This window comes from Prosthecobacter sp. (genome assembly GCF_044227185.1).
Classification (GTDB): Bacteria; Verrucomicrobiota; Verrucomicrobiia; order Verrucomicrobiales; family Verrucomicrobiaceae; genus Prosthecobacter.
Genome location: NZ_JBGAFO010000004.1, coordinates 261,257 through 281,679, shown reverse-complemented (window position 1 = coordinate 281,679; position 20,423 = coordinate 261,257). Strand labels below are relative to the sequence as shown.

15 protein-coding genes are annotated in these 20,423 nt (G+C 61.9%); all 15 read left to right on the top strand.

Features of this window, described 5'->3' with window-relative positions; translation table 11 throughout:
* The first annotated feature begins 7 nt into the window (after positions 1–7).
* The 15 genes from ACILSQ_RS11750 (at position 8) to ACILSQ_RS11680 (ending at position 20,417) form a co-directional block, all read left to right on the top strand.
* On the top strand, positions 8–592 hold the full coding sequence (locus ACILSQ_RS11750; RefSeq protein WP_395743820.1) for a MarC family protein: 585 nt from the start codon (positions 8–10) through the stop codon (positions 590–592).
* 3 nt (positions 593–595) lie between these two features.
* The gene (locus tag ACILSQ_RS11745; protein ID WP_395743819.1) at positions 596–1,627 is read left to right on the top strand and encodes an alkaline phosphatase family protein; all 1,032 of its coding nucleotides are present in this window, start codon (positions 596–598) and stop codon (positions 1,625–1,627) included.
* Positions 1,627–2,250, top strand: a complete 624-nt coding sequence (locus ACILSQ_RS11740) for a trimeric intracellular cation channel family protein (RefSeq protein ID WP_395743818.1) — start codon at positions 1,627–1,629, stop codon at positions 2,248–2,250. Before ACILSQ_RS11745 ends, ACILSQ_RS11740 begins: the two co-directional genes overlap by 1 nt.
* A 30-nt stretch (positions 2,251–2,280) precedes the next feature.
* A complete protein-coding gene (locus ACILSQ_RS11735) occupies positions 2,281–3,330 on the top strand; it encodes a 6-bladed beta-propeller (RefSeq protein WP_395743817.1) in 1,050 nt (349 codons plus the stop codon).
* 36 nt (positions 3,331–3,366) lie between these two features.
* Positions 3,367–4,749, top strand: a complete 1,383-nt coding sequence (locus ACILSQ_RS11730; RefSeq protein WP_395743816.1) for a DUF1501 domain-containing protein — start codon at positions 3,367–3,369, stop codon at positions 4,747–4,749.
* Positions 4,750–4,759: 10 nt separating this feature from the next.
* Positions 4,760–6,439, top strand: coding sequence for a GDSL-type esterase/lipase family protein (locus ACILSQ_RS11725; RefSeq protein ID WP_395743815.1), 1,680 nt, complete (start codon positions 4,760–4,762; stop codon positions 6,437–6,439).
* A 93-nt stretch (positions 6,440–6,532) separates the two neighbouring features.
* Entirely contained in the window at positions 6,533–7,120 is a 588-nt protein-coding gene (locus tag ACILSQ_RS11720; RefSeq protein WP_395743814.1) for an RNA polymerase sigma factor, read from the top strand.
* A complete protein-coding gene (locus ACILSQ_RS11715; RefSeq protein ID WP_395743813.1) occupies positions 7,117–7,395 on the top strand; it encodes a hypothetical protein in 279 nt (92 codons plus the stop codon). The genes ACILSQ_RS11720 and ACILSQ_RS11715 overlap by 4 nt, the downstream gene beginning before the upstream one ends.
* Complete coding sequence (locus ACILSQ_RS11710) at positions 7,392–7,760, top strand: hypothetical protein (RefSeq protein WP_395743812.1); 369 nt, start codon at positions 7,392–7,394, stop codon at positions 7,758–7,760. The genes ACILSQ_RS11715 and ACILSQ_RS11710 overlap by 4 nt, the downstream gene beginning before the upstream one ends.
* Complete coding sequence (locus tag ACILSQ_RS11705; protein WP_395743811.1) at positions 7,757–10,573, top strand: DUF1549 domain-containing protein; 2,817 nt, start codon at positions 7,757–7,759, stop codon at positions 10,571–10,573. Before ACILSQ_RS11710 ends, ACILSQ_RS11705 begins: the two co-directional genes overlap by 4 nt.
* Before the next feature lie 4 nt (positions 10,574–10,577).
* A complete protein-coding gene (locus tag ACILSQ_RS11700) occupies positions 10,578–11,924 on the top strand; it encodes a DUF1501 domain-containing protein (RefSeq protein WP_395743810.1) in 1,347 nt (448 codons plus the stop codon).
* Positions 11,925–11,966: 42 nt separating this feature from the next.
* Positions 11,967–12,617 (top strand): GntR family transcriptional regulator, encoded by a 651-nt coding sequence (locus ACILSQ_RS11695; RefSeq protein WP_395743809.1) that lies wholly within the window; start codon positions 11,967–11,969, stop codon positions 12,615–12,617.
* Positions 12,596–15,055, top strand: a complete 2,460-nt coding sequence (locus tag ACILSQ_RS11690) for a DUF1553 domain-containing protein (RefSeq protein ID WP_395743808.1) — start codon at positions 12,596–12,598, stop codon at positions 15,053–15,055. The genes ACILSQ_RS11695 and ACILSQ_RS11690 overlap by 22 nt, the downstream gene beginning before the upstream one ends.
* Positions 15,052–16,452, top strand: coding sequence for a DUF1501 domain-containing protein (locus tag ACILSQ_RS11685; protein ID WP_395743807.1), 1,401 nt, complete (start codon positions 15,052–15,054; stop codon positions 16,450–16,452). The genes ACILSQ_RS11690 and ACILSQ_RS11685 overlap by 4 nt, the downstream gene beginning before the upstream one ends.
* The gene (locus ACILSQ_RS11680; protein ID WP_395743806.1) at positions 16,449–20,417 is read left to right on the top strand and encodes a DUF1592 domain-containing protein; all 3,969 of its coding nucleotides are present in this window, start codon (positions 16,449–16,451) and stop codon (positions 20,415–20,417) included. Before ACILSQ_RS11685 ends, ACILSQ_RS11680 begins: the two co-directional genes overlap by 4 nt.
* The last annotated feature ends 6 nt before the right edge of the window (positions 20,418–20,423 follow it).

The window sequence follows — 20,423 nt, the reverse complement described above, 5'->3', positions numbered from 1 at the left end:
TCCGACCATGGACACCCTTTCCGCCACCCTGCTGCTGATCACCATCATGGACCCGCTGGGGAACGTGGCCACCTTTGTATCCGGTCTGCGCCCTGTGCCACCGGAGCGGCGGCTGCGTGTGATCGCCCGCGAGCTCGTCATCGCGCTGGTGATTCTGGTCGTGTTTTTGTTCATCGGCCCATGGCTGCTGGGTCTGCTGCATCTGAAGCAGGAGGCTCTCTTCATCAGCGGCGGCATCGTGCTCTTTTTGATCGCGCTGAAGATGATCTTTCCACCCTCGCGCCGCGATGCCGAGGAGGCGGTCATCGAGCCCTTCATCGTGCCGCTGGCCACGCCTATGATCGCCGGGCCGTCCGTGCTGGCCACGCTGCTGGTGCTGGTCAGCGCGCATCCGGAGCAGCTCTGGCGCTGGCTCGCCGCGCTGCTCATCGCCTGGTGCGTCACGGCGGCGGTGCTGCTGTGCGCGCCGGCCATCGCCCGCGTGCTCAAAGAAAAGGGCTCCATGGCCGTCGAGCGGCTGATGGGCATGCTGCTGGTCATGGTGGCCGTGCAGATGCTGCTCAACGGCATCGAGCAATACACGAAGCATTAAGTCATGACCTCCCTCATCAAATCCTCCGCAGCCCTTCTCCTGCTTTGTCTGGTCACTCCCCGTCTGCTGCATGCGCAGGGGCCTGGGAAAGACGGCGCTTTTGGCGGCAGACGTGTGCTGTTCATCGGCGTGGACGGCTGCCGCGCGGACGCACTGGCCGCGGCCATGGAGCGAGGCATGGCCCCACAGTTGAAGATGCTGTGCGAATCCGAGCAGGGGCTCTTCACCCGAAAATTTTATGCGGGCGGCGAGATGGACAAGCCCACTCACCAGCCCACCGTCAGCGGGCCGGGCTGGAGCAGCCTGCTCACCGGCGTGTGGGCGGACAGGCATGGGGTGCAGAACAACCGCTTTATCGGCGGCCGCTTTCAAAGCTACTCGCACTTCATGCGCCACCTCAAGGAGGTGCAGCCGCAGGCCTTCTGCGCATCATTCGCCGACTGGCCGCCGATTCATGACTACATCGCGGATGGCTCGCGCATCAACGGCGCTGAGTTTCTGGATGTGAAATTCACCCGCACACCGGATGCCAGCCGCCATTTTGTGGACAATCCTGAAACCGACATCGAGGTGCGCGAGGCGGCCCTCAAAACCCTGCGGGAGAGGAACCCGGACGCCATGTTTGTGTACTTCGGCCAGGTGGATGAGTATGGGCACGGGGCGGTCGATTCGCGGGCCAATTTTTCACCGGACAGCACGCTGTATCTCAATGCCATCAGCCATGTGGATTCGCACATCGGTGAACTCCTGCGTGCGATGCGCGCCCGCCCCAAGTTTGCGGAAGAGGACTGGCTGGTGCTCATCACGACGGATCACGGCGGCCGCGGCAACAGCCATGGCGGAGACAGCGACGAGGAGCGCAACATCTGGCTGGCAGCCCACGGAAAGGGCCTGACGAAAGAGAAGCTGCTCAATGAGGCCACACCGCAAACCGCGCTTGTGCCGATGATCTACGCACATCTGGGCATCACGCCGAAGCCGGAATGGAACCCTGAGCCGCCTGCGGCACCACCGTCTGAACCACCCGCCAAATAATGCCGTCCTGGATCGAATATTTTGCCGTCGCCGTGTGTGCCATCTCCGGCGTGCTGGCTGCTGAAGGGAAGCGGATGGACCTCTTTGGCGTGATGGTTCTTGCCCTGGTGACAGCGGTGGGCGGCGGCACCATCCGTGATTTGTGCCTCGGAGCGCAGCCGGTGTTTTGGATCCAGCAGCCGCTGCATGTGTGGACGGCCCTCGGCGCGGCGGTGGTGACGTTTGTGCTGGTGCGCTTCACGCACATGCCGGGAAAGGCGCTCGCGATTGCGGATGCGTTTGGACTGGCGCTGTTTGGCATTGCGGGAACGGAAAAGGCGCTGGCCTTTGGCACGCCGGGGGTGGTGGCGGTGCTGCTCGGCGTGGTCACCGGAGTGGCCGGCGGCATCATGCGCGATGTGCTGCGCAGCGAGGTGCCCTGGGTGTTTCAGGCGGAGGTGGACTTGTACGCCACGGCGGTGTCCGTGGGAGCGCTGGTGTTTGTGCTGCTGCGGCAGTGGTTTCCGGCTTCGGAAAGCGACCGCTACATCGGCATGGCGGTCATTCTGGTGCTGCGGCTCGCGGCCATGCGCTGGAAGCTGCGCCTGCCCACGTTTTGGACGCGGACGCAGGATTCCCGATAGTTGGGCGGCCGCCGCGGTGTTTCAGAAGGCATGAACCGCCGCCATTTCATCACCACGACCGCCGCCACCGCCATTGCCGCACCCTTTGTGCGAGCGCAGAGCAAGACCTCGCTCAATGGGACAGTCATTGGTCATGGCGAACATCGCTACCGGGTGGATCTGGAATGGTGCAAGGCAAAGCGTGAGGCTCATCCCGTGAAAAACTGCCATGAGATGGTCATGGATGCGCAGAAGCGGCTGATCATGATCACGGATGAGGCGAAGAACAACATCCTCATTTTCGACAAGGAGGGAAAAGTGCTGGATGCCTGGACACTGAAGCTGCGCGGCGGCCACGGTCTGAGCCTGGACACACGCGATGGCAAAGAATACCTCCTGCTCTGCGATCCTGCCGGCGGCCGCGTGGTCAAAACAACTCTGACCGGCGAAGTGCTGCTGGAGCTTCCCCACGCGAAAGAATGCGGCGCGTATGATGCCGTCACCAAATACGCACCCACCGAAGCCGTGGCGGGGCCCACTGGCGACATTTATGTGGCGGACGGCTACGGCTCCCAGTTCATCCTGCAGTTTGATGCCGCGGGCAAATTCATCCGCAAATTTGGCGGCAACAGCACGCAGGCGATGAATGCGGGCAAGTTCATGCAGGCGCATGGGGTCACGATCGACTCACGCGGAGGTGCGCCCCTGGTGCTTTGCACGGAGCGCATCCGCAATGAGTTCCACTGGTATCAACTGGATGGGACCTATTCGCACTCTGTGTATCTCCCAGGTGCCTGCATGAGCCGGCCCGTCATCGCTGGAGATATGCTCCTTTCCGGCGTGTGCTTTGGCATGAAGCCCAATGACTACCGCATGTGGCGCGAGCGCGGATTCATCATCATTCTGGACAAGAACAACCGCGTCATTTCAGCTCCGGGCGGCCAGCAGCCGAAATATGAAGGCGATCAGCTCACCCTCCTGCTGCAGGACCAGCCTGTCTTCCGGAATGTGCATGATGTCTGCGTGGACGACGCGGGTGATTTGTACGGATGCCAGTGGAATGCGGACCAAGTCTATCCCTACAAGCTCCACCGTGTGTGATAGAGCCTCACGGGCTGGGCGTAGTTGATGGAGCCCATGCAGCCCATTCCTACAACCCCTGGCTTCAAGCGCCGCGAATGGCTCCGCGTTGGCGGACTGGGCTGTCTGGGGCTGTCGCTGCCACCCTTGCTGCACGCGAGGACAGCCAGCAAGGAGGCATCATTTGGCCGGGCGAAGAGCTGCATCATCTTGTTTCTCAGCGGCGGGCCCCCGCAGCATGAGACGTTTGATCCGAAGCCGGACGCTCCGCTGGAGATCCGCGGTGATTTTAAATCCATCCGCAGCTCGGTGCCGGGAATTCATGTATCCGAGACGCTGCCGCGCACGGCAAAGGTGATGCAGCACCTCGCGGTGATCCGGTCCATGACCACGGGGATCAATTCGCATTCGACCAGCGGCAGCTTCATGCTCACGGGGTATGCGCCGCAGTCGAAAGCTGAAAATGTGCCGGCGAGCGCGAATGACTGGCCGAGCATTGCGTCCGCTGTTGGCGCCTTGAGACCCAGCGGGCTGTCGCCCCTGTCATCGGTGGTGCTGCCGGAACGTCTAGAAAACAACGGCAACATCGTGTGGCCTGGCCAGAACGGCGGCTTCATGGGAGCGCCGTGGCATCCGCAGCTCATCAAGTGCAATCCCAGTGCCGAGCGTCTGCGCATCGAAGGCATGAGTCTGACCGAAGGCATGACGGATCTGCGTTTTTCCGAGCGGGGCAGCCTGCTCCGGCAACTGGACCTGCAATTCCGCCGCTCGCTGACGAATCCTCTCATGGAGGAGGCTGATGCGATGCAGCAGCGCGCCTTTGATTTGATTCACTCCGAGACCAGCCGCGCAGCGCTGGAAATCGAGCGCGAACCGGCAGCGATGCGGGATCGCTACGGCAGGCATCGATTTGGCCAAAGCGTGCTGCTGGCGCGGCGCCTGGTGGAGGCCGGGGTGCGGCTGGTGCAGGTGAACTGGCCGCGTGAGCCTGGTGATGAGACTGCAGGCAGCCCGCTGTGGGACACGCACCAGCGCAACGGGCCGCGCGTGCGCGAGGTTTTATGTCCGCAGTTTGACCTGGCGTACTCCACGCTCATTGAAGATCTGCATTCGCGTGGTTTGCTGGATGAAACACTCGTGGTCGTCATGGGCGAGTTTGGTCGTTCGCCTGTCATCAACAAAAATGGTGGTCGTGACCACTGGGGCAATGTTTTCTCCGTCGCCATGGCCGGAGCAGGCATCGCGGGTGGTCAGATTATCGGAGCGAGTGACAAGATCGGTGGTTCTCCGGCAGACCGGCCTGTGCGCCCGCCGGACCTTGCCGCGACGATTTTCCACCTGCTGGGCATTCATCCCAATCACGAATTCATGGACGCAGTGCAGCGCCCGCGCACTGTCACAGACGGCGGCGTGCCGCTGCGCGAACTTGTCGGCGTCTAATCTCATTCTCATGCGTCATATCATCCTCTCCCTTCTTTTCACCATCACCGCACTGGCTGCGGAACTTCCCAAAGAACAGCGCATCGTCTTTCTCGGCGACAGCATCACGCAGGGAGGGGCCTACGTTGAGTTCATTGAAGCCGCACTGATCGCCCAGCATCCGGAGGTGAAGAAGGAGATCATTCCACTGGGACTCAGCAGTGAAACGGTGAGCGGCCTGAGTGAAGAGGGGCATGCTGGCGGCAAATTCCCACGTCCGGACCTTCACGAACGTCTCGACCGCGTTTTGGAAAAAGCGAAGCCGGAGCTGGTCTTTGCCTGCTACGGCATGAATGACGGCATTTATCTGCCACTCGGCGCGGTGCGCACGAAGGCCTTTCAGGACGGCATGAAGAAGCTGCATGAAAAAGTCACCGCCACCGGCGCGCGCATGGTGCATCTCACCCCGCCGGTGTTTGATCCGGTGCCGATCAAGGCGCGTGTGGTGCCCGGCGATCAGGTGAAGCCGGGCCAGTTTTACCAGGGCTATAATGAAGTGCTCGACTTTTACAGCGACTGGCTGCTCGACATGCGCAAGCAGGGCTGGGAAGTGCTGGACATCCACGGCCCCATGAACGCCGCCATCGCTGAAAAGCGGAAGACCGATCCCGAGTTCACCTTCTCCAAAGACGGCGTGCATCCCGGCCCGGAGGGGCATCTCGTCATGGCCCATGCCGTGCTCGATGCCTGGGGCCTCAAGGTGAAGCCGGATGGCACTCCCGATCACCCCAATGGTGCCGCCATTCTCGCGCTCGTTAAAAAGAAGCACGCCATCCTGCGCCCCGCATGGCTCAGCTACGTGGGGCACAAGCGTCCGGGCAATCCTCCCGGTTTGCCCATTGAAGAAGCCAAATCCAAGGCTGCCGAGCTCGATGCCCAGGCGCGCAAGTTCGCCACCAGCAAGGAAATCGTATTCCCGAATCAGACCGGCGAATGGAATGGCTATCCCAAGCACGAGCTTACCATCGCCGGCAAATCCGTGACCATCGTCGCGCCGAAAACCGCCGCCCCTGGCCGCCCGTGGGTCTGGCATGGCGAGTTCTTCGGCCACAAGCCCGCACCAGACATCGCCCTGCTCGGCAAAGGCTTCCACATCGTTTACATGAAGATCAACGACATGCTCGGCTGCCCGGATGCCGTGAAGCTGTGGAACCAGTGCTACGCCGAGCTCACCACAAACTATGGTCTGAGCAAGAAACCCTCCCTCGTCGGCCTCAGCCGCGGCGGCTTGTACTGCTACAACTGGGCCATCGCCAATCCCGACAAAGTTTCCTGCATCTACGCCGACGCTCCCGTCTGCGACTTCAAGAGCTGGCCCGGCGGCAAGGGCAAAGGCAAAGGCGATTCGAAAAACTGGGCGCTCGTGCCCAAGCTCTGGGGCTTCAAGGACGAAGCCGAAGCCCTCGCCTACAAGGGCAACCCCGTGGACAGTCTGGAACCGCTGGCAAAAAACAAAGTGCCTCTCCTCCACGTCTTTGGCGATGCTGACGATGTGGTGCCCTGGGACGAAAACACCGGCTTGATCGAAACGCGTTACAAGGCGCTGGGCGGCAGCATCACCCTGATCCGCAAGCCCGGTGTGGGGCATCATCCCCACGGGCTGGAGGACTCGACGCCGATTGTCGATTTCATCGCGAAAAACGCGAAGTGACGTCCTGCAAAGATTTTTTTCGGAAGCTGTAACCGCCCCGCATCCTGCCCGTAGAAGCCGGGAAAGGATGTGTCATCGTGATTCCCAGCTTCCATGATTTTGACCGACAGCGAATCCCGCGCCTGCATGGCAGCGTGGCTGCGATGCAGCGACGAGGGCTCGGCGCGGGCGCTCGTGGAGTCGTTCTATCCCTTCGTGGCCGCTTTGATCCGCCGTCACGTGGCGGATGCTGGCTGCGTGGAGGATCTGGCGCAGCAGACCTTTACGCGCTGCTTTGCCAAGGCCGCGCAATGGGACGCGTCCAAGCCGCTGGAGCCCTGGCTGGCGCGCATCGCCATCAATCAATGCCGCGACCACTATCGCGCACGCCGTGTGCGCCCCGAGCTCCGCTGGAGCGATCTCAGCGAGGGGGAGCAGGAGGCCATGGAGGCCACCCTCACTGCGGCGGAGCCGAAGTCGGAGGCGCTGAACGACGAATCCCGCTCCCTCATGCTGCGCTTGCTGGACACGCTGAGCGCGGACGACCGCATGGTGCTCAGCCTCCTGCACCTGGAAGACAAATCGACCGACGAAATCGCCACCCTCACCGGCTGGAGCCGCACGCTGGTAAAAGTGCGCGCCTTCCGCGCCCGCCGCAAACTGCGCGCGGCCTTTGAACAACTCGAAGCCTCCCACCCATGAACGATACTGACCAACGTCTCGAACAGCTCGCCGCCCGTGCGCGAAACGCGGCTGATCCGCCGCTCACGGAGATGCCCTTCGGATTTGCCACACGGGTGATCGCCGCCGCAGCCCCGGCTTCGGACGCCTCCGCACTGTGGTCGCGGTTCTCGCTCGCCGCACTCCCGGTGGCCACCGTGGCCACTGCCGTCTGTCTCTGGTGGTCGGCCAGCACCATGAGCGCAGACGCGCAGGATCTGGTGCAGGTCTTCATCCAAACCCCGCTCTTTCCATGAAAAAACGCTATATCATCTTGTCGCTCTTTGGACTGTTCGTCCTCGGCGCTCTTTTTGGCATCGGGCTCGCGCTGCCTTTTGCGAAGAAGCTCATCAGCGAAGACCACTTTGTCCAGCAGCGCATGAAGGAGGAGGCCAAGCGCCTCAAGCTCACGCCGGATCAGGTGGAGAAATCGAAACCGATCTATGACCAGCTCAGGCAGGATCTGGCGAAGATCAAAAGCGACACGCTAATGGCGATCGCTCAAGCATCGATCCGACAGTCCACCGATCTTGCCGAACTGCTAACACCCGACCAGATCGAGGAGTTCAAAAAGCTCGGCGACGAGCGCCGGGTAAAATTTGAGAAATTCATGAAGCCATGAAAGCCCGCCTCTTCCTCCTGCTCTCAGCACTCCTCGCCTCGGCATTTGCACAGGATGCCGGAATGCAGCAAAAGCTCGAACAAGGATTCACCACCTTCGACCATGACCATGACGCGGCCCTGAGCGCCGCCGAATTCAACACGCTCAGCGAATACTCGCCCAAGCTGAAGGGCAAACCCCAGGTAGTGGATTACCTGTTTCACACGCTCGATGCCAACCGCGACCGCAAGCTCTCGCATGACGAGTACATGAACATCGTCGCTATCAGCGGCGGGGCAAAACCCTCACCGGAGAAGCCCGCGATCACGGAAGCACCATCCAGCGCGGAGCAGATCGCGTTTTTCGAAAAGAAGATCCGCCCCGTGCTCGCGGAGAAATGCTACAAGTGCCACGCGGAGAACTCCGAAAAAATCAAAGGCGGCTTCGTGCTCGACACCCGCGAAGGCATCCGCCGCGGCGGCGACAGCGGGCCCGGCGTCGTACCTGGAAATCTCGCGAAGAGCCTCGTCATCGAGTCTCTGCATTACACCAACAAGGACATGCAGATGCCGCCGGAAAAGAGCGGCGGAAAACTGCCGGACTCGGTCATCGCTGATTTCGAGCAGTGGGTGCGCATGGGTGCGCCGGATCCGCGCGATGGCGCCGCCAGCGTGGTGAAATCCGAATGGGACACCGAGAAGGCGAAGAATCACTGGGCGTATCAGCCGGTGAAGGCATCCGCCGTGCCTGCCGTGAAGGACGATGCCTGGGCGAGAAGCGACATCGACCGCTTCGTGCTCGCAGGCTTGGAGGCAAAGGGTCTCAAGCCCGTGGGAGATGCGCAGCCGGAGGCGCTGCTGCGTCGCGTCTGCTTTGATCTGACGGGCCTTCCTCCCACCATGGAGCAGGTGGATTTTTTTCTGGCGAACCATGACGTACGGAGCTTTGAAAAAGTGGTGGATGCCCTGCTGCAGTCGCCCCGCTTTGGCGAGCGCTGGGGGCGTCACTGGCTGGATGTGGCACGCTATGCGGAGTCCACCGGCAAGGATGTGAACTGCCTGCTGCCTCATGCATGGCGCTACCGCGACTATGTCATCGAGTCCTTCAACCAGGACAAGCCCTTCAATGAATTCATCCGTGAGCAGATGGCCGGAGACCTGATGCAGGCCAAGGACAGCCGGGACCGTGCGATGAAGCAGATCGCCACGGGCTTCCTCGCCATCGGCGCGCGCAGTCTCAATGAGCGCAACCCGAAGCAGTATGCGCTCGACACCACCGATGAGCAGATTGACACCATGTCGCAGGCGGTGCTCGGCCTCACCGTGGCCTGTGCGCGCTGCCATGATCACAAGTTTGATCCCATCGCGCAGCGCGACTACTACGCGCTCGCGGGCATCTTTCTGAGCACGGAGACCTTGTACGGCACCTCGCCCAATTTCCAAAACCTCAAGTCCACCCCGCTGATCGAACTGCCCACGGACTGCGGGCTGCCACGCATGCCGCTGGTGCTCAGCCCGGAGCGGCGTGCGGAGATCGAAAAGGACCTCACCAAGACCGAGCGCTACGGCACGCTGCAGTTTTATACCACCGCCGCCAAAGGCCTCTTCGGCGGCAAAGGTTTCAACGTGAACAACGACCCGCAGAAGCTGGTGATGTTTGTGGGCATCAATGCGAAGATCGGTGAGTGCAAAACGGAGCTGGCCTCCTACGACAGCGATGGCCGTCAGAAGCTGCTCGCCATGGGCGTGCGCGACTATCCCGCCACTCCTTCCGGCGGACCACCCGCGAAGCCGAAGTCCGTGGAGGAGATCTTTCAAGTGATCGCGGGCCGTCCTGCGCAGTTCAGCTCGATCAATGACAGTCCTCTCTTTGCCCGCGGCGATGTGGACAAAGCCGGCGCCAAAGTGCCGCGTGGTTTTGTGGATGTGATCACCACCAGGGCGCCTGCGATGCCATCGCGGGAAAGCGGCCGCCGTGAAATGGCCGACTGGCTCGTGGCTGAGACCAATCCGCTCACCGCGCGGGTGTTTGCCAACCGTGTGTGGTACTGGCTGTTTGGCCGGGGCATCGTCTCCACCGTCGATAATTTTGGCACCATGGGCCAGCCGCCGTCCGATCCGGCGTTGCTGGATCATCTGGCGCTGCGGCTGAAGAGCGGCTCTTGGTCGGTGAAGTCACTGATCAAGGAGATCGTCATGAGCCATGCGTATCAGCTCGCCGCTACGCATGATGCAAAGAATTTCGAGGCGGATCCTGAAAACACCCTCGTATGGCGCATGAATCCGCGCCGTCTGGAGGCCGAATGCATCCGGGACGCGATGCTGGCCGTCAGCGGCGGTTTGAACACCGAGGCGCCCGTGGGCTCTGCCGTCGCCCGCTGTGGTGACGGGGCGATCGGCGGCTTTCCCATCAAGAGCCTGCGCGCACCGCTGACGGACGAGTCCTTTCTCACCGCCGGCGGTGACATGCGCAGCGTCTATCTGCCGGTGCCGCGCAATGCCGTACCAGACGCCCTCACCGTGTTTGACTTTGCCGAGCCCAGCTCTGTGAATGGCAGCCGCGATGTCACGACGGTGCCATCGCAGGCGCTGTATCTTTTGAACAACGACTTTGTGGCGAAGCAGGCCGGTCGCCTGGCCGAAAAACTCCGCGCCTTGCCTGAGAACATGCGCATCACCGCCGCCTTCAAGCTCGCCTTTGCACGCGTGCCCACGGCTGGCGAGACCAGGGCGGCGCAGCACTTCTTCGCTGATTACCCGAGGCTCGAGAGTGATGTGCTCACGAGTTTCTGCCGTGCGCTGCTCGGCAGTGCTGAATTTCGCTCCATTGACTGACGCCATGAACACACGACGTGAATTTCTCCAAACCAGCGGTGTCGGCTTCGGCTGGCTCGCATTCCAGGCACTGGCACAGGCGGAGGCCGGTGCCCCGCTGGCCGTCAAGCAGCCGCATTTCAATGCCACCGCAAAGCGTGTGATCTTCCTCTGCATGCGCGGTGCGCCCTCGCACGTGGACACCTTTGATTACAAGCCGAAGCTCACCGCTGTGTCCGGCAAGGATGGCCGCGCACCGGGCACGAAGCTGCAGGGCTCCCAGTGGAAGTTTTCGCCGCAGGGGAAAAGCGGCCTTCCCATCAGCGAGTTGTTTCCGCATCTCTCCAAACGTGCGGACGATCTCTGCCTCATCAATTCCATGCACACCGAGCTGCCAGCGCATGCTCAGTCATTTTTAAAGCTGCACACGGGCAATGCTCAGTTCGTGCGCCCCTCTCTCGGAGCCTGGGCGCTTTATGGCCTTGGCTCGGTAAATGAAAATCTCCCGGGCTTTGTCACCATCGCGCCGCCGTCCTTGTTCGGCGGTGCGCAGAACTACGGCAGCGCCTTCCTGCCGGCGATTTACCAGGGCACACGCGTTGGTGTCGATGCCCGGCCGGTGGCAAATGCGCAGATGCGCAACATCGCGCCGCCCGTCGGCAACGTCGCACAGCGTAAGGAGATCGAGCTCGTGCAGGCGCTGAATCGTGAAAAGCTTCTGCGTGACCAGGTCAATCCCGAGGTCGAAGGCGCCATCGAGTCCTTCGAGCTCGCGTTCAAGATGCAGAGCGAGATGCCCAAGGTGATGGACCTCTCGAAAGAGACGAAGCAGACCCTCACCGCCTACGGCATTGGCGAGGGCAATGCCACCGACGACTTCGGCCGCAAGTGCCTCCTCGCACGCCGCATGGTGGAGGCGGGCGTGCGTTTCGTCGAGGTCACGCACAGCGACTGGGATCATCATTTCAAAATCTCCAAAGACCTGCCCGCCACGTGTGAGGCGGTGGATCAGCCGATTGCCGCGCTGCTAGCGGACCTGGCCTCACGCGGCATGCTCAAGGACACCCTCGTCGTCTGGTCCGGTGAATTTGGCCGCACTCCACACGGCCAGGGCGCGGATGGTCGCGACCATAACAGCAAAGGCTTCACCGCCTGGATGGCCGGCGGCGGCGTCAAAGGCGGCATGCGCTACGGCAGCACGGATGATCTCGGCTACGAGGCCGTGGAGGACAAAATGCACACCCACGACTTCCACGCCACCATCCTGCACCTGCTCGGTCTGGATCATGAACGGCTCACCTACCGCTACGCAGGCCGCGACTTCCGCCTCACCGATGTGAAAGGCAGCGTGGCCAAGAAAATCATTGCCTGAGAAAGAAGGATTCATCCGGCCCGTATTGAAACGGTATACCGAATGGATCTCGTCACTTCTACCGCTTCCCGCTCCGACTCAACCGCCACCCGGTTGCGCACGGAAATTCTCAACGGCACCTCTGCGCCGGGCGCCCTGCTCGCCGAATCCGCCGTGGCAAAGCGGCTCGGCGTCAGCCGCGTGCCTGTACGGGAGGCCCTGTTCGCCTTGGAGAGAGAGGGCCTCGTCGAGTTCAGTCCCACCGGCCGCGCCTTTGTCAAAGACCTGACGCCGCAGGACTTCGAAGAGCTCTTCGTCCTGCGTCTCACCCTGGAGCCGCTCGCTTCCCGCCTTGCCGCCCCGGCTCTTAAAGAGGACGTTTCAAAGCTCGAAAAGAACCTCGCCGCCACCCGCCGTGCGCGCTCCGTGCAGGAGGTGACGCTGCTGGACCTGGAGTTTCACCAGATCATTCTCGAAGCCTCGGGCAATGCGCGCCTGCTGAAGCTGTGGCGTTCCCTGCGCGGCGAGCTGGAGCTCTGGCTCGGACGTTTGCACCGCAGCCATCAGCTTCAGACCCGGGAGACCCTCAAGGAGACCGTGGAGGCGCACCAGTCCATCATTGAAAGCTTCCAGTCGCAAGGTGCCGCCGCCTGCGAGCGTCTCATGCGTGAGCACATCCTCGGCTGGCGTGAATGGCTGCCGCTTTTCTCATGAACCGCGTCTTCCAGTGTCTCGGCATCGTCACGCTCGCGCTTTCATCCGTGCGTGCGGAGGAGGGCATGGCCTTCTTCGAGGCCAGGGTGCTCCCTTTGCTGCAAAGCCGCTGCTATGAGTGCCATTCGCACGAGAATAAAATCAAAGGCGGCCTCGCGCTCGATTTGAAATCCGGCTGGCAAACCGGCGGCGACAACGGCCCGGCCCTTGTACCCGGAGACCTCGCCCGCAGCCATCTCATTCAGGCCGTGCGCTACACCACCCCTGAAATGGAAATGCCTCCAAAAGGGAAGCTGCCCGCCGCCGAAGTCGAGATCTTGGAGAAGTGGGTCGCCATGGGGGCGCCCGATTCCCGCGTGAAACAAACGACCGCCAAATCTGCGCGCGTGATCGACATCGAAGAGGGCAAGAAATTCTGGGCCTTTCGTCCAGTGCAGGATGAAAAAGCTCCTGCTGTGAAACACACAGACTGGCCGCTGGGGCCGGTGGATCGCTTCATCCTGTCCAGGCTCGAAGCGAGCAATCTCACTCCAGCACCAGATGCGGACCCCCACACCTGGCTGCGCCGTGTCTCGCTCGATCTCACCGGCCTCCCACCTACACCGCAGGACTTGGCGCTCTTTGATGCCTCGCCCGCATCCCGTGCGGCTGCGGTGGATCGCCTGCTGCAGTCCAGCGCCTTCGGCGAACGCTGGGCGCGCCACTGGCTGGACCTCGTCGGTTACGCAGACCAGATCGGCACCTCGAACAATGTCTTCGCCGAGCACGCCTGGCGCTATCGCGACTACGTCATCAACGCCTTCAATTCTGACAAGCCTTTCGACAGCTTTATTCGCGAGCAGGTCGCCGGTGACTTGCTTCCCGCTTCATCACCCCAGGAACGTGCTGCAAACATCACCGCCACCGGTTTCCTGGTGCTGGGCGATGTCGAAATCGTCGCCGTGGACAAACTCAAGATGGAAAATGACCTCGTGGATCAGCAGGTCAGCAAAATCGGCACCGCCTTTCTCGGCATGACGCTCGGCTGCGTACGCTGCCACGATCACAAGTTCGATCCCATCGCGCAGACCGACTACTACGCCATCGCCGGCATGTTCCGCAGCACCGACGCCACGTATAAAACCGACAACGGCGTCTGGAGCAGCGTTCACAAAACAGAACTCCCGGAGACTGCGGAGCAAAAAGCCGCACGCGAGCAGCTCTTCTCCGCGAATGAGGCCAAAATCCATCAATGGGAAAACGAGCGCGACAGCACCAGCAAGGACAAATCCGCGCTGGAGCAGTCGCTCGCCAGCGCAACGAAGGAGGCGAAGCCCGATCTCGAAAAGAAGCGTGATGAAATCGCGGCACGCATCAAGACACTCAACGGCCAGATCGAGCACGCGAAGTTCTTTGCTCCCGTCGCTCCTAAGGCCTTCGCCGTGCATGATCGCGAACAGCCTGCCGACATGCGCATCACCATCCGCGGAAATCCATACGCGTTGGGGGATCCTGTGAAGCGTGGCGCCCTGCGTGTGGCATCCTGGGCGGAACTTCCTCCGATTCCAGCGGGTCAGAGCGGGCGGGTGCAGCTCGCAGACTGGATCGCAGATGCACGCAATCCTCTCACCGCCCGCGTCACCGTGAACCGCATCTGGCAGAAGCTCTTTGGCGAAGGGCTCGTGCGCAGTGTCGACTACTTCGGCGCGCGCGGTGAGTCTCCCTCGCACCCTGAGCTGCTCGATTACCTCGCCACGCGTTTCGTGCAAAACGGCTGGTCGCAAAAGCAGCTCATCCGTGAACTCGTGCTCAGCCATGCCTATCGCATGAGCAGCGCTCAGAATGCCGTCGCCGCTGCAAAGGATCCGGACAACCGCCTGCTCTGGCGCATGAACCGCCAGCGCCTCGACGCTGAAGCCATCCGCGATTCCATGCTCGCCATCAGCGGCACTCTCACGGCGTCCAGGGGCGGTCCCGCTCTGCCGCTGGAGTTTCCTGAGAACGTCACCAGCCTCAGTCCCAAGGCGGTGAACCCGCCCGCCTTTGCCTTCAAGAAAATGCGTCCGGTGCATGACTTCGAGCGCACCATTTATCTCCCGGTCATCCGCACCGCCGCCCAGCCTGGTTCGGCGAGGTTACGCGATGTTTTTGATTTCACGCAGCCCGCGCAGATCGCCGGCAGACGTGCTGAAACCGCCGTGCCCACGCAGGCTCTGTTCCTGCTCAACAGCGATACCGTCCGCGCCCGTGCCACCGAGCTTGCGAAACATCTCACGGCCACAGAGCCCAATACCGGCGCCCGCCTCGAAGCCCTTTGGCTGCGAGTCCTCAGCCGTCCCATCACCAGCGCCGAACGCGAGGATGCGGTGAGTCTTCTTGAAACCCTCCCGGCCGACAAGGCCTGGATCGAGCTGAGTCACGCACTGCTGTCTTCCAACGAGTTTTTACTTCGCCTATGACCACGCCCACACTCACCCGCCGCACCTGGCTTCAGCGCAGCGCCACCGGCTTTGGCGCGCTGGCCCTGCATGATCTGCTGCAGGCCGCGCAAAGCCCTCTGGCCGTCAAGTCGCCGCGGTTCCCGGCAAAGGCGAAGCGCGTGATCTTCCTCTTCATGTCTGGCGGGCCCTCGCAGCCGGACTTGTTTGATCCCAAGGACTACATCCGGCGCATGCATGGCCAGAAGATTTCCGCGCCAGTCAACACCAACGAACTCCGCGTCGGCACGGACAAATTTCTCGCCCTGGCCACCCACGGCGAGGTACGCCCCCGTGGCCAGTCCGGCATGATGATCTCCGACCTGCTGCCGCACACCGCCAGCATTGCCGATGAAATCTGCCTGCTGCGCGCCGTGCATGCGGACAACAACCAGCACCAGCCCGCCTCATTGCAGTTTCACACCGGTGTCACCGCAGACGTGCGCCCCTCCATGGGGTCCTGGGTCAGCTACGGCCTCGGCGCGGAAAATCAAAACCTGCCCAGCTTCATCAGCATCCATCCGGACAGCGACACTCGCCTCTATGGTTCCTCCTTCCTGCCCGCCGCGCATCAGGGCACCAAGGTGGTCGTGCCCGCCAGCGACAAACAGTCTCCCATCGACTACCTCGCCGACATCTCCGGCGATGTGAAGTCCCAGCGTGCCCGCATCGACTTCACGCAGCGCATGAACAAGCGCCTGCTCGATCAGGCGGGGACCGACGCACGCATGGAAGGCATGATCGAAAGCATGGAGACCGCCTTCCGCATGCAGATGACGGCCCCCGAGCTCGTGGACCTCTCCAATGAATCGGAGGCCACCAAAAACCTCTACGGCATTGGCGGCAAGGACACGGACAAAAACGCCCGCGCCTGCCTTCTGGCACGCAAGCTGAGCGAAGCCGGCGTGCGCTTTGTACAGGTCACCATGGGCGGCTGGGACCACCATGGTGACATCCGCAATGCGCTGCCTAAAAGCTGCGCCTCCAGCGACCAGCCCTGCGCGGCACTCATCAAGGATCTCAAATCACGCGGCCTGCTGGAAGACACGCTCGTCGTCTGGTCCGGCGAGTTCGGCCGCACCCCCTGGAGCCAGGATCTCAGCGGCACGTCCCCCATCGAGAAGCATGGCCGTGAGCACCAGCCGGAGAGCTTCTGCACCTGGATGGCCGGCGGTGGCATCCGGCCCGGCCTCACCTTTGGCGAGACCGATGACTTCGGCTTCCGCCCCGTCTCCGGGAAAGTTCACCTGCATGATCTTCACGCCACCATCCTGCATCAGCTCGGGCTCGATCATGAGAAACTCACGTGGCGCCATCTCGGCCGCGATTTCCGTCTCACGGATGTTTACGGCAATGTTGTGAAGGAGATCCTGGCATGAGGTTCTTCATTTTCACCGGCTGCCTGGTGGCATGCCTGAAACTTCATGCCGATGAGTTTCAAACCTCGATCCTCCCTCTGCTGAAAGAGCGCTGCAACTCCTGCCACTCCACCGAAAAGCAGAAGGGCGATCTCGATCTGGAGCGCTTCACCTCCGTCGCCGACATCAAGCGCGAGCCCATGATCTGGGAGAGCGTGCTGGACCAGCTTCACATGGGCGAAATGCCCCCGAAGAAAGAGACTCAGCTTTCCGCGGAACAAAAGACGCTGCTGACGAAATGGGTCCAGTCCCGTCTCGATGAAGTCGCGCTCGCAAACGCTGGCGACCCCGGTCCCGTGGTGCTGCGCCGTCTCTCCAACATGGAGTACACCTACACCCTGCGCGATCTCACCGGCGTCGAGTCTCTCGATCCTGCCCGTGAATTCCCCGTGGACGGCGCCGCCGGCGAAGGTTTTACCAATGCGGGCGCGGCCCTCGTCATGTCGCCCGCTTTGCTCAGCAAGTATCTCGATGCGGCCAAGGAGGTCTCCTCTCATGCAGTGCTCACACCGCAGGGCATGCGCTTTTCATCCTCCAGCTCACCGCGTGATTGGACGGACGAAGCACTGGCAAAAATCCGCGAGATCTACCGTCGCTACAGTGAATCTGCAGGACAGACTGAACTCAATGTGACGGGTGCCAAAATCGTCGCCAAAGACGAAGGCCGTCTGCCGCTGGCCAAATACCTTGCCGCATTGCAGGGGCAGGGGGGCGCCGAGGGGCTGAGCCCGAAATACCTGGCATTGCTGAGGCAGGCTCTCAGCGGTTCCCAGCCATCCATGTTGCTGGATCCACTGCGCGGCAGGTTCCGTGCAGGAACGCTCACTGCGGCAGATGTAGCAGCCTGGCAGCAGTCCTTGTGGCGCTTTGCCAGTGTGGGGCACATCGGCAAGGAAAACGGCCCCAAAGCCTGGCAGGAGCCTGTGGCTCCTTTGGTGGCCCGGCATGAGATCCGCATGAAGCTCTCGGCTCCCAAGGATGGCGGAGATCGTGCCCTCTATTTCACCACGACAGATGCAGGGGATGGCAGCGAGAACGATTCAGCCGTGTGGGAAAATGCGCGGCTTGTGGCCCCTGGCCGTGCCGATCTTCCGCTCCGCGATGTGCCAAAGCTCATGGAGCGTCTGCAGCAGCGGCGCGCGCAGCTGGTCGCCAGTGTGCTGCCCTGTCTGGCTGCGGTGCATGAGGCGCAGATGAACTCTGAGCGCACCGATGTGACCGCGCTGGCGCAGAAACATGGCGTGGATGCAGCGCTGCTTTCCGGCTGGCTGGATTACCTTGGCGTCGGTTCGGCCAGCCAGGTGAAGCTCGAGCCGCTGCTCACCAAGAAGATCCAGAGTGTTCCGAATTATGATTTCATCAAAGGATGGTCGGGCGAGCAGGCGCTCAGCGTGCTGGCAAACTCTTCGGACAAAACTCCGCGTATTCCGGGCTTGATGCAGGCACACAGCGTCGCCACGCATCCCTCCCCCTCACGTGCGTCGGTCATCGCATGGCGCAGCCCGGTCAGCGGTTCCCTGCATGTCCAGGGAGATGTGGCGGACGCGCATGCAGAATGCGGCAATGGCATCACCTGGGCTCTGGAGGTGCGCCGGGGCCACATGCGGGACGTGCTCGCCTCCGGAGTCAGCAAAGGATCGGAGCGCGCTTCCACAGGAGTCTTTGACAAGGTTCAGGTCATGAAAGGAGATGTGGTCGCGCTGGTGATCGGCCCCAAGGATGGAAACCACAGCTGCGATCTCACCACGGTGAATCTGACTCTCACGGATGGCCGGACGACCTGGGATCTGGCAAAGGATGTGTCTCCAAACATCCTGGCGGGGAATCCCCATGGAGCGTGGCATTTCCTCACCCAGCCTGCGGCTCAGCAGGTGGACTCGGCCATTCCTGATGGATCACCTCTAGCCCGCTGGCGCAAGACCAAGGATGCGGCCGAGCGTGAGATGCTCGCGGGGGAGGTTCGGGCGCTTCTTGAAAAAGATCCTGCCACACTTCCTGCCGGATCACCCGAGCAGGCGCTGCGCCGCCAGCTCCTGTCAGCCACGGGACCTCTGCTCATGGCTGTTCTGAAAGAGCGTGCTTCCAGCACCGCCGCCGCAGCTAACTACGAAGTAAAAGCTCCCTCGGTGGTCGAGATCAAGGTTCCCGCCGAATTGCTTGAAGATTCGGAGCTGGTGGTCACGGCCCGGCTGCTGAACACCGAAGGCAGTGTGCAGATGCAGGTGCATGACGTCAGGCCCGAATCGCTCAAAGGCCTCGCTGTTGACGAAGCGCAAACCGCGCAGTCGAAGGGCCTGTGGTCTGACAACAATCTGCAGACCCATCACAGTGCACCGGTGATCGTGAGCGAGAAAAGCGCCGCCCGCGGCCGCTTTCAGGCGGCCTTTGATGAGTTTCGCAGTCTTTTCCCCATCGCGCTCTGCTACACCCAGATTGTGCCGATCGATGAAGTCGTCACGCTCACGCTCTTTCACCGTGAGGATGGCCATCTGAAACGCCTCATGCTCACCGAGGCCGAAGGTGCCGAACTCGACCGCCTCTGGGATGAGCTGCGCTTCGTCAGTGAATGGCCGCTGAAGCAGGTGGATGTCTTTGAGCAGCTTTTCCAGTTTGCCACGCAGGACGCCAAGCCCAGCGCCTTTGAGCCGATGCGTGCGCCCATCATGGATGCGGCCGCCGCCTTCAAGCGTCAGCTTGTTGAGGTAGAACCAGCGCAGGTGGCCGCTGTGATTGAGTTTGCAGAGAAAGCCTGGCGTCGGCCCCTGAGCCATGGAGAGCGTGAAGGGCTGCAGGCTCTCTACCAAAAAATGCGCCGGCAGGAGCTGCCGCACGCTGTCGCCACACGCATGATGCTGGCGCGCGTGCTTGTTGCTCCTGCATTTCTCTATCGCGGGGAGAAAGCCATGCCCGGCTCCAAAGCCGCGCCGGTCAGCACGCATGAGCTTGCTACGCGTCTCAGCTATTTTCTCTGGTCATCCTGTCCGGACGCCGAGCTGGGCCAGCTCGCAGCTTCTGGAAAGCTGAATGATCCCGCCGTGCTCTCGGCTCAGGCGCAGCGCATGATGAAAGACGCCAAAATACGCCGCCTCGCTACGGAGTTCGGCTGCCAGTGGCTGCACGTGCGCGATGTCGGCACTTTGGATGAGAAAAGCGAGCGTCACTTTCCCACCTTCGTCTCACTGCGCGAAGACATGCAGGAGGAGGTGACCCGTTTCTTCATCGACCTCTTTCAGAACAACCGCAGCGCGTTCTCGCTGCTCGACGCCGATCATACCTTTGTGAATGCCAGCCTCGCAAAGCACTATGCGCTGGAGGTGCAGGGGGATGCCTGGCAGCGCATTGACGGACTGCACACCAAAGGCCGCGGCGGCATCCTCGGGTTTGCGGCCACCCTTGCCAAGCAAGCCGGCGCCTCCCGCACCAGCGCCATTCTGCGTGGCACCTGGCTCAGCGAGGTCATCCTTGGAGACAAGCTTCCCATCCCACCCAAAGGCGTGCCTGTCCTGCCAGAGGAGGCACCCGCAAATCTCACCGAGCGCCAGCTCATCGAGCGCCACAGCCGCGATGAAAACTGTTCCGGCTGCCATCGCCGCATCGACCCCTTTGGCTTTGCCCTGGAGGGCTTTGATGCCATCGGCCGTTCGCGCAAAGCGGATACAAAGACCGTTTTGCCAGATGGCACGGCCGTCGATGGCCTCGCCGATCTGCGTACCTACCTGATCGACAAGCGTGGCGATGACTTCGTGCGTCAGTTCTGCCGCAAGCTGCTCGGCTATGCCCTGGGACGCAGCGTGCAGCTTTCAGACAAGCCCCTGATCGAGTCCATGGTCAAAAGCGACCGCCGCATGGTTTCTCTGATCGACCTCATTATCCGCAGCCCGCAGTTCCAGCAAGTGCGGGGAAAAGACACCCTCGCCCAGCATTGATCCTCC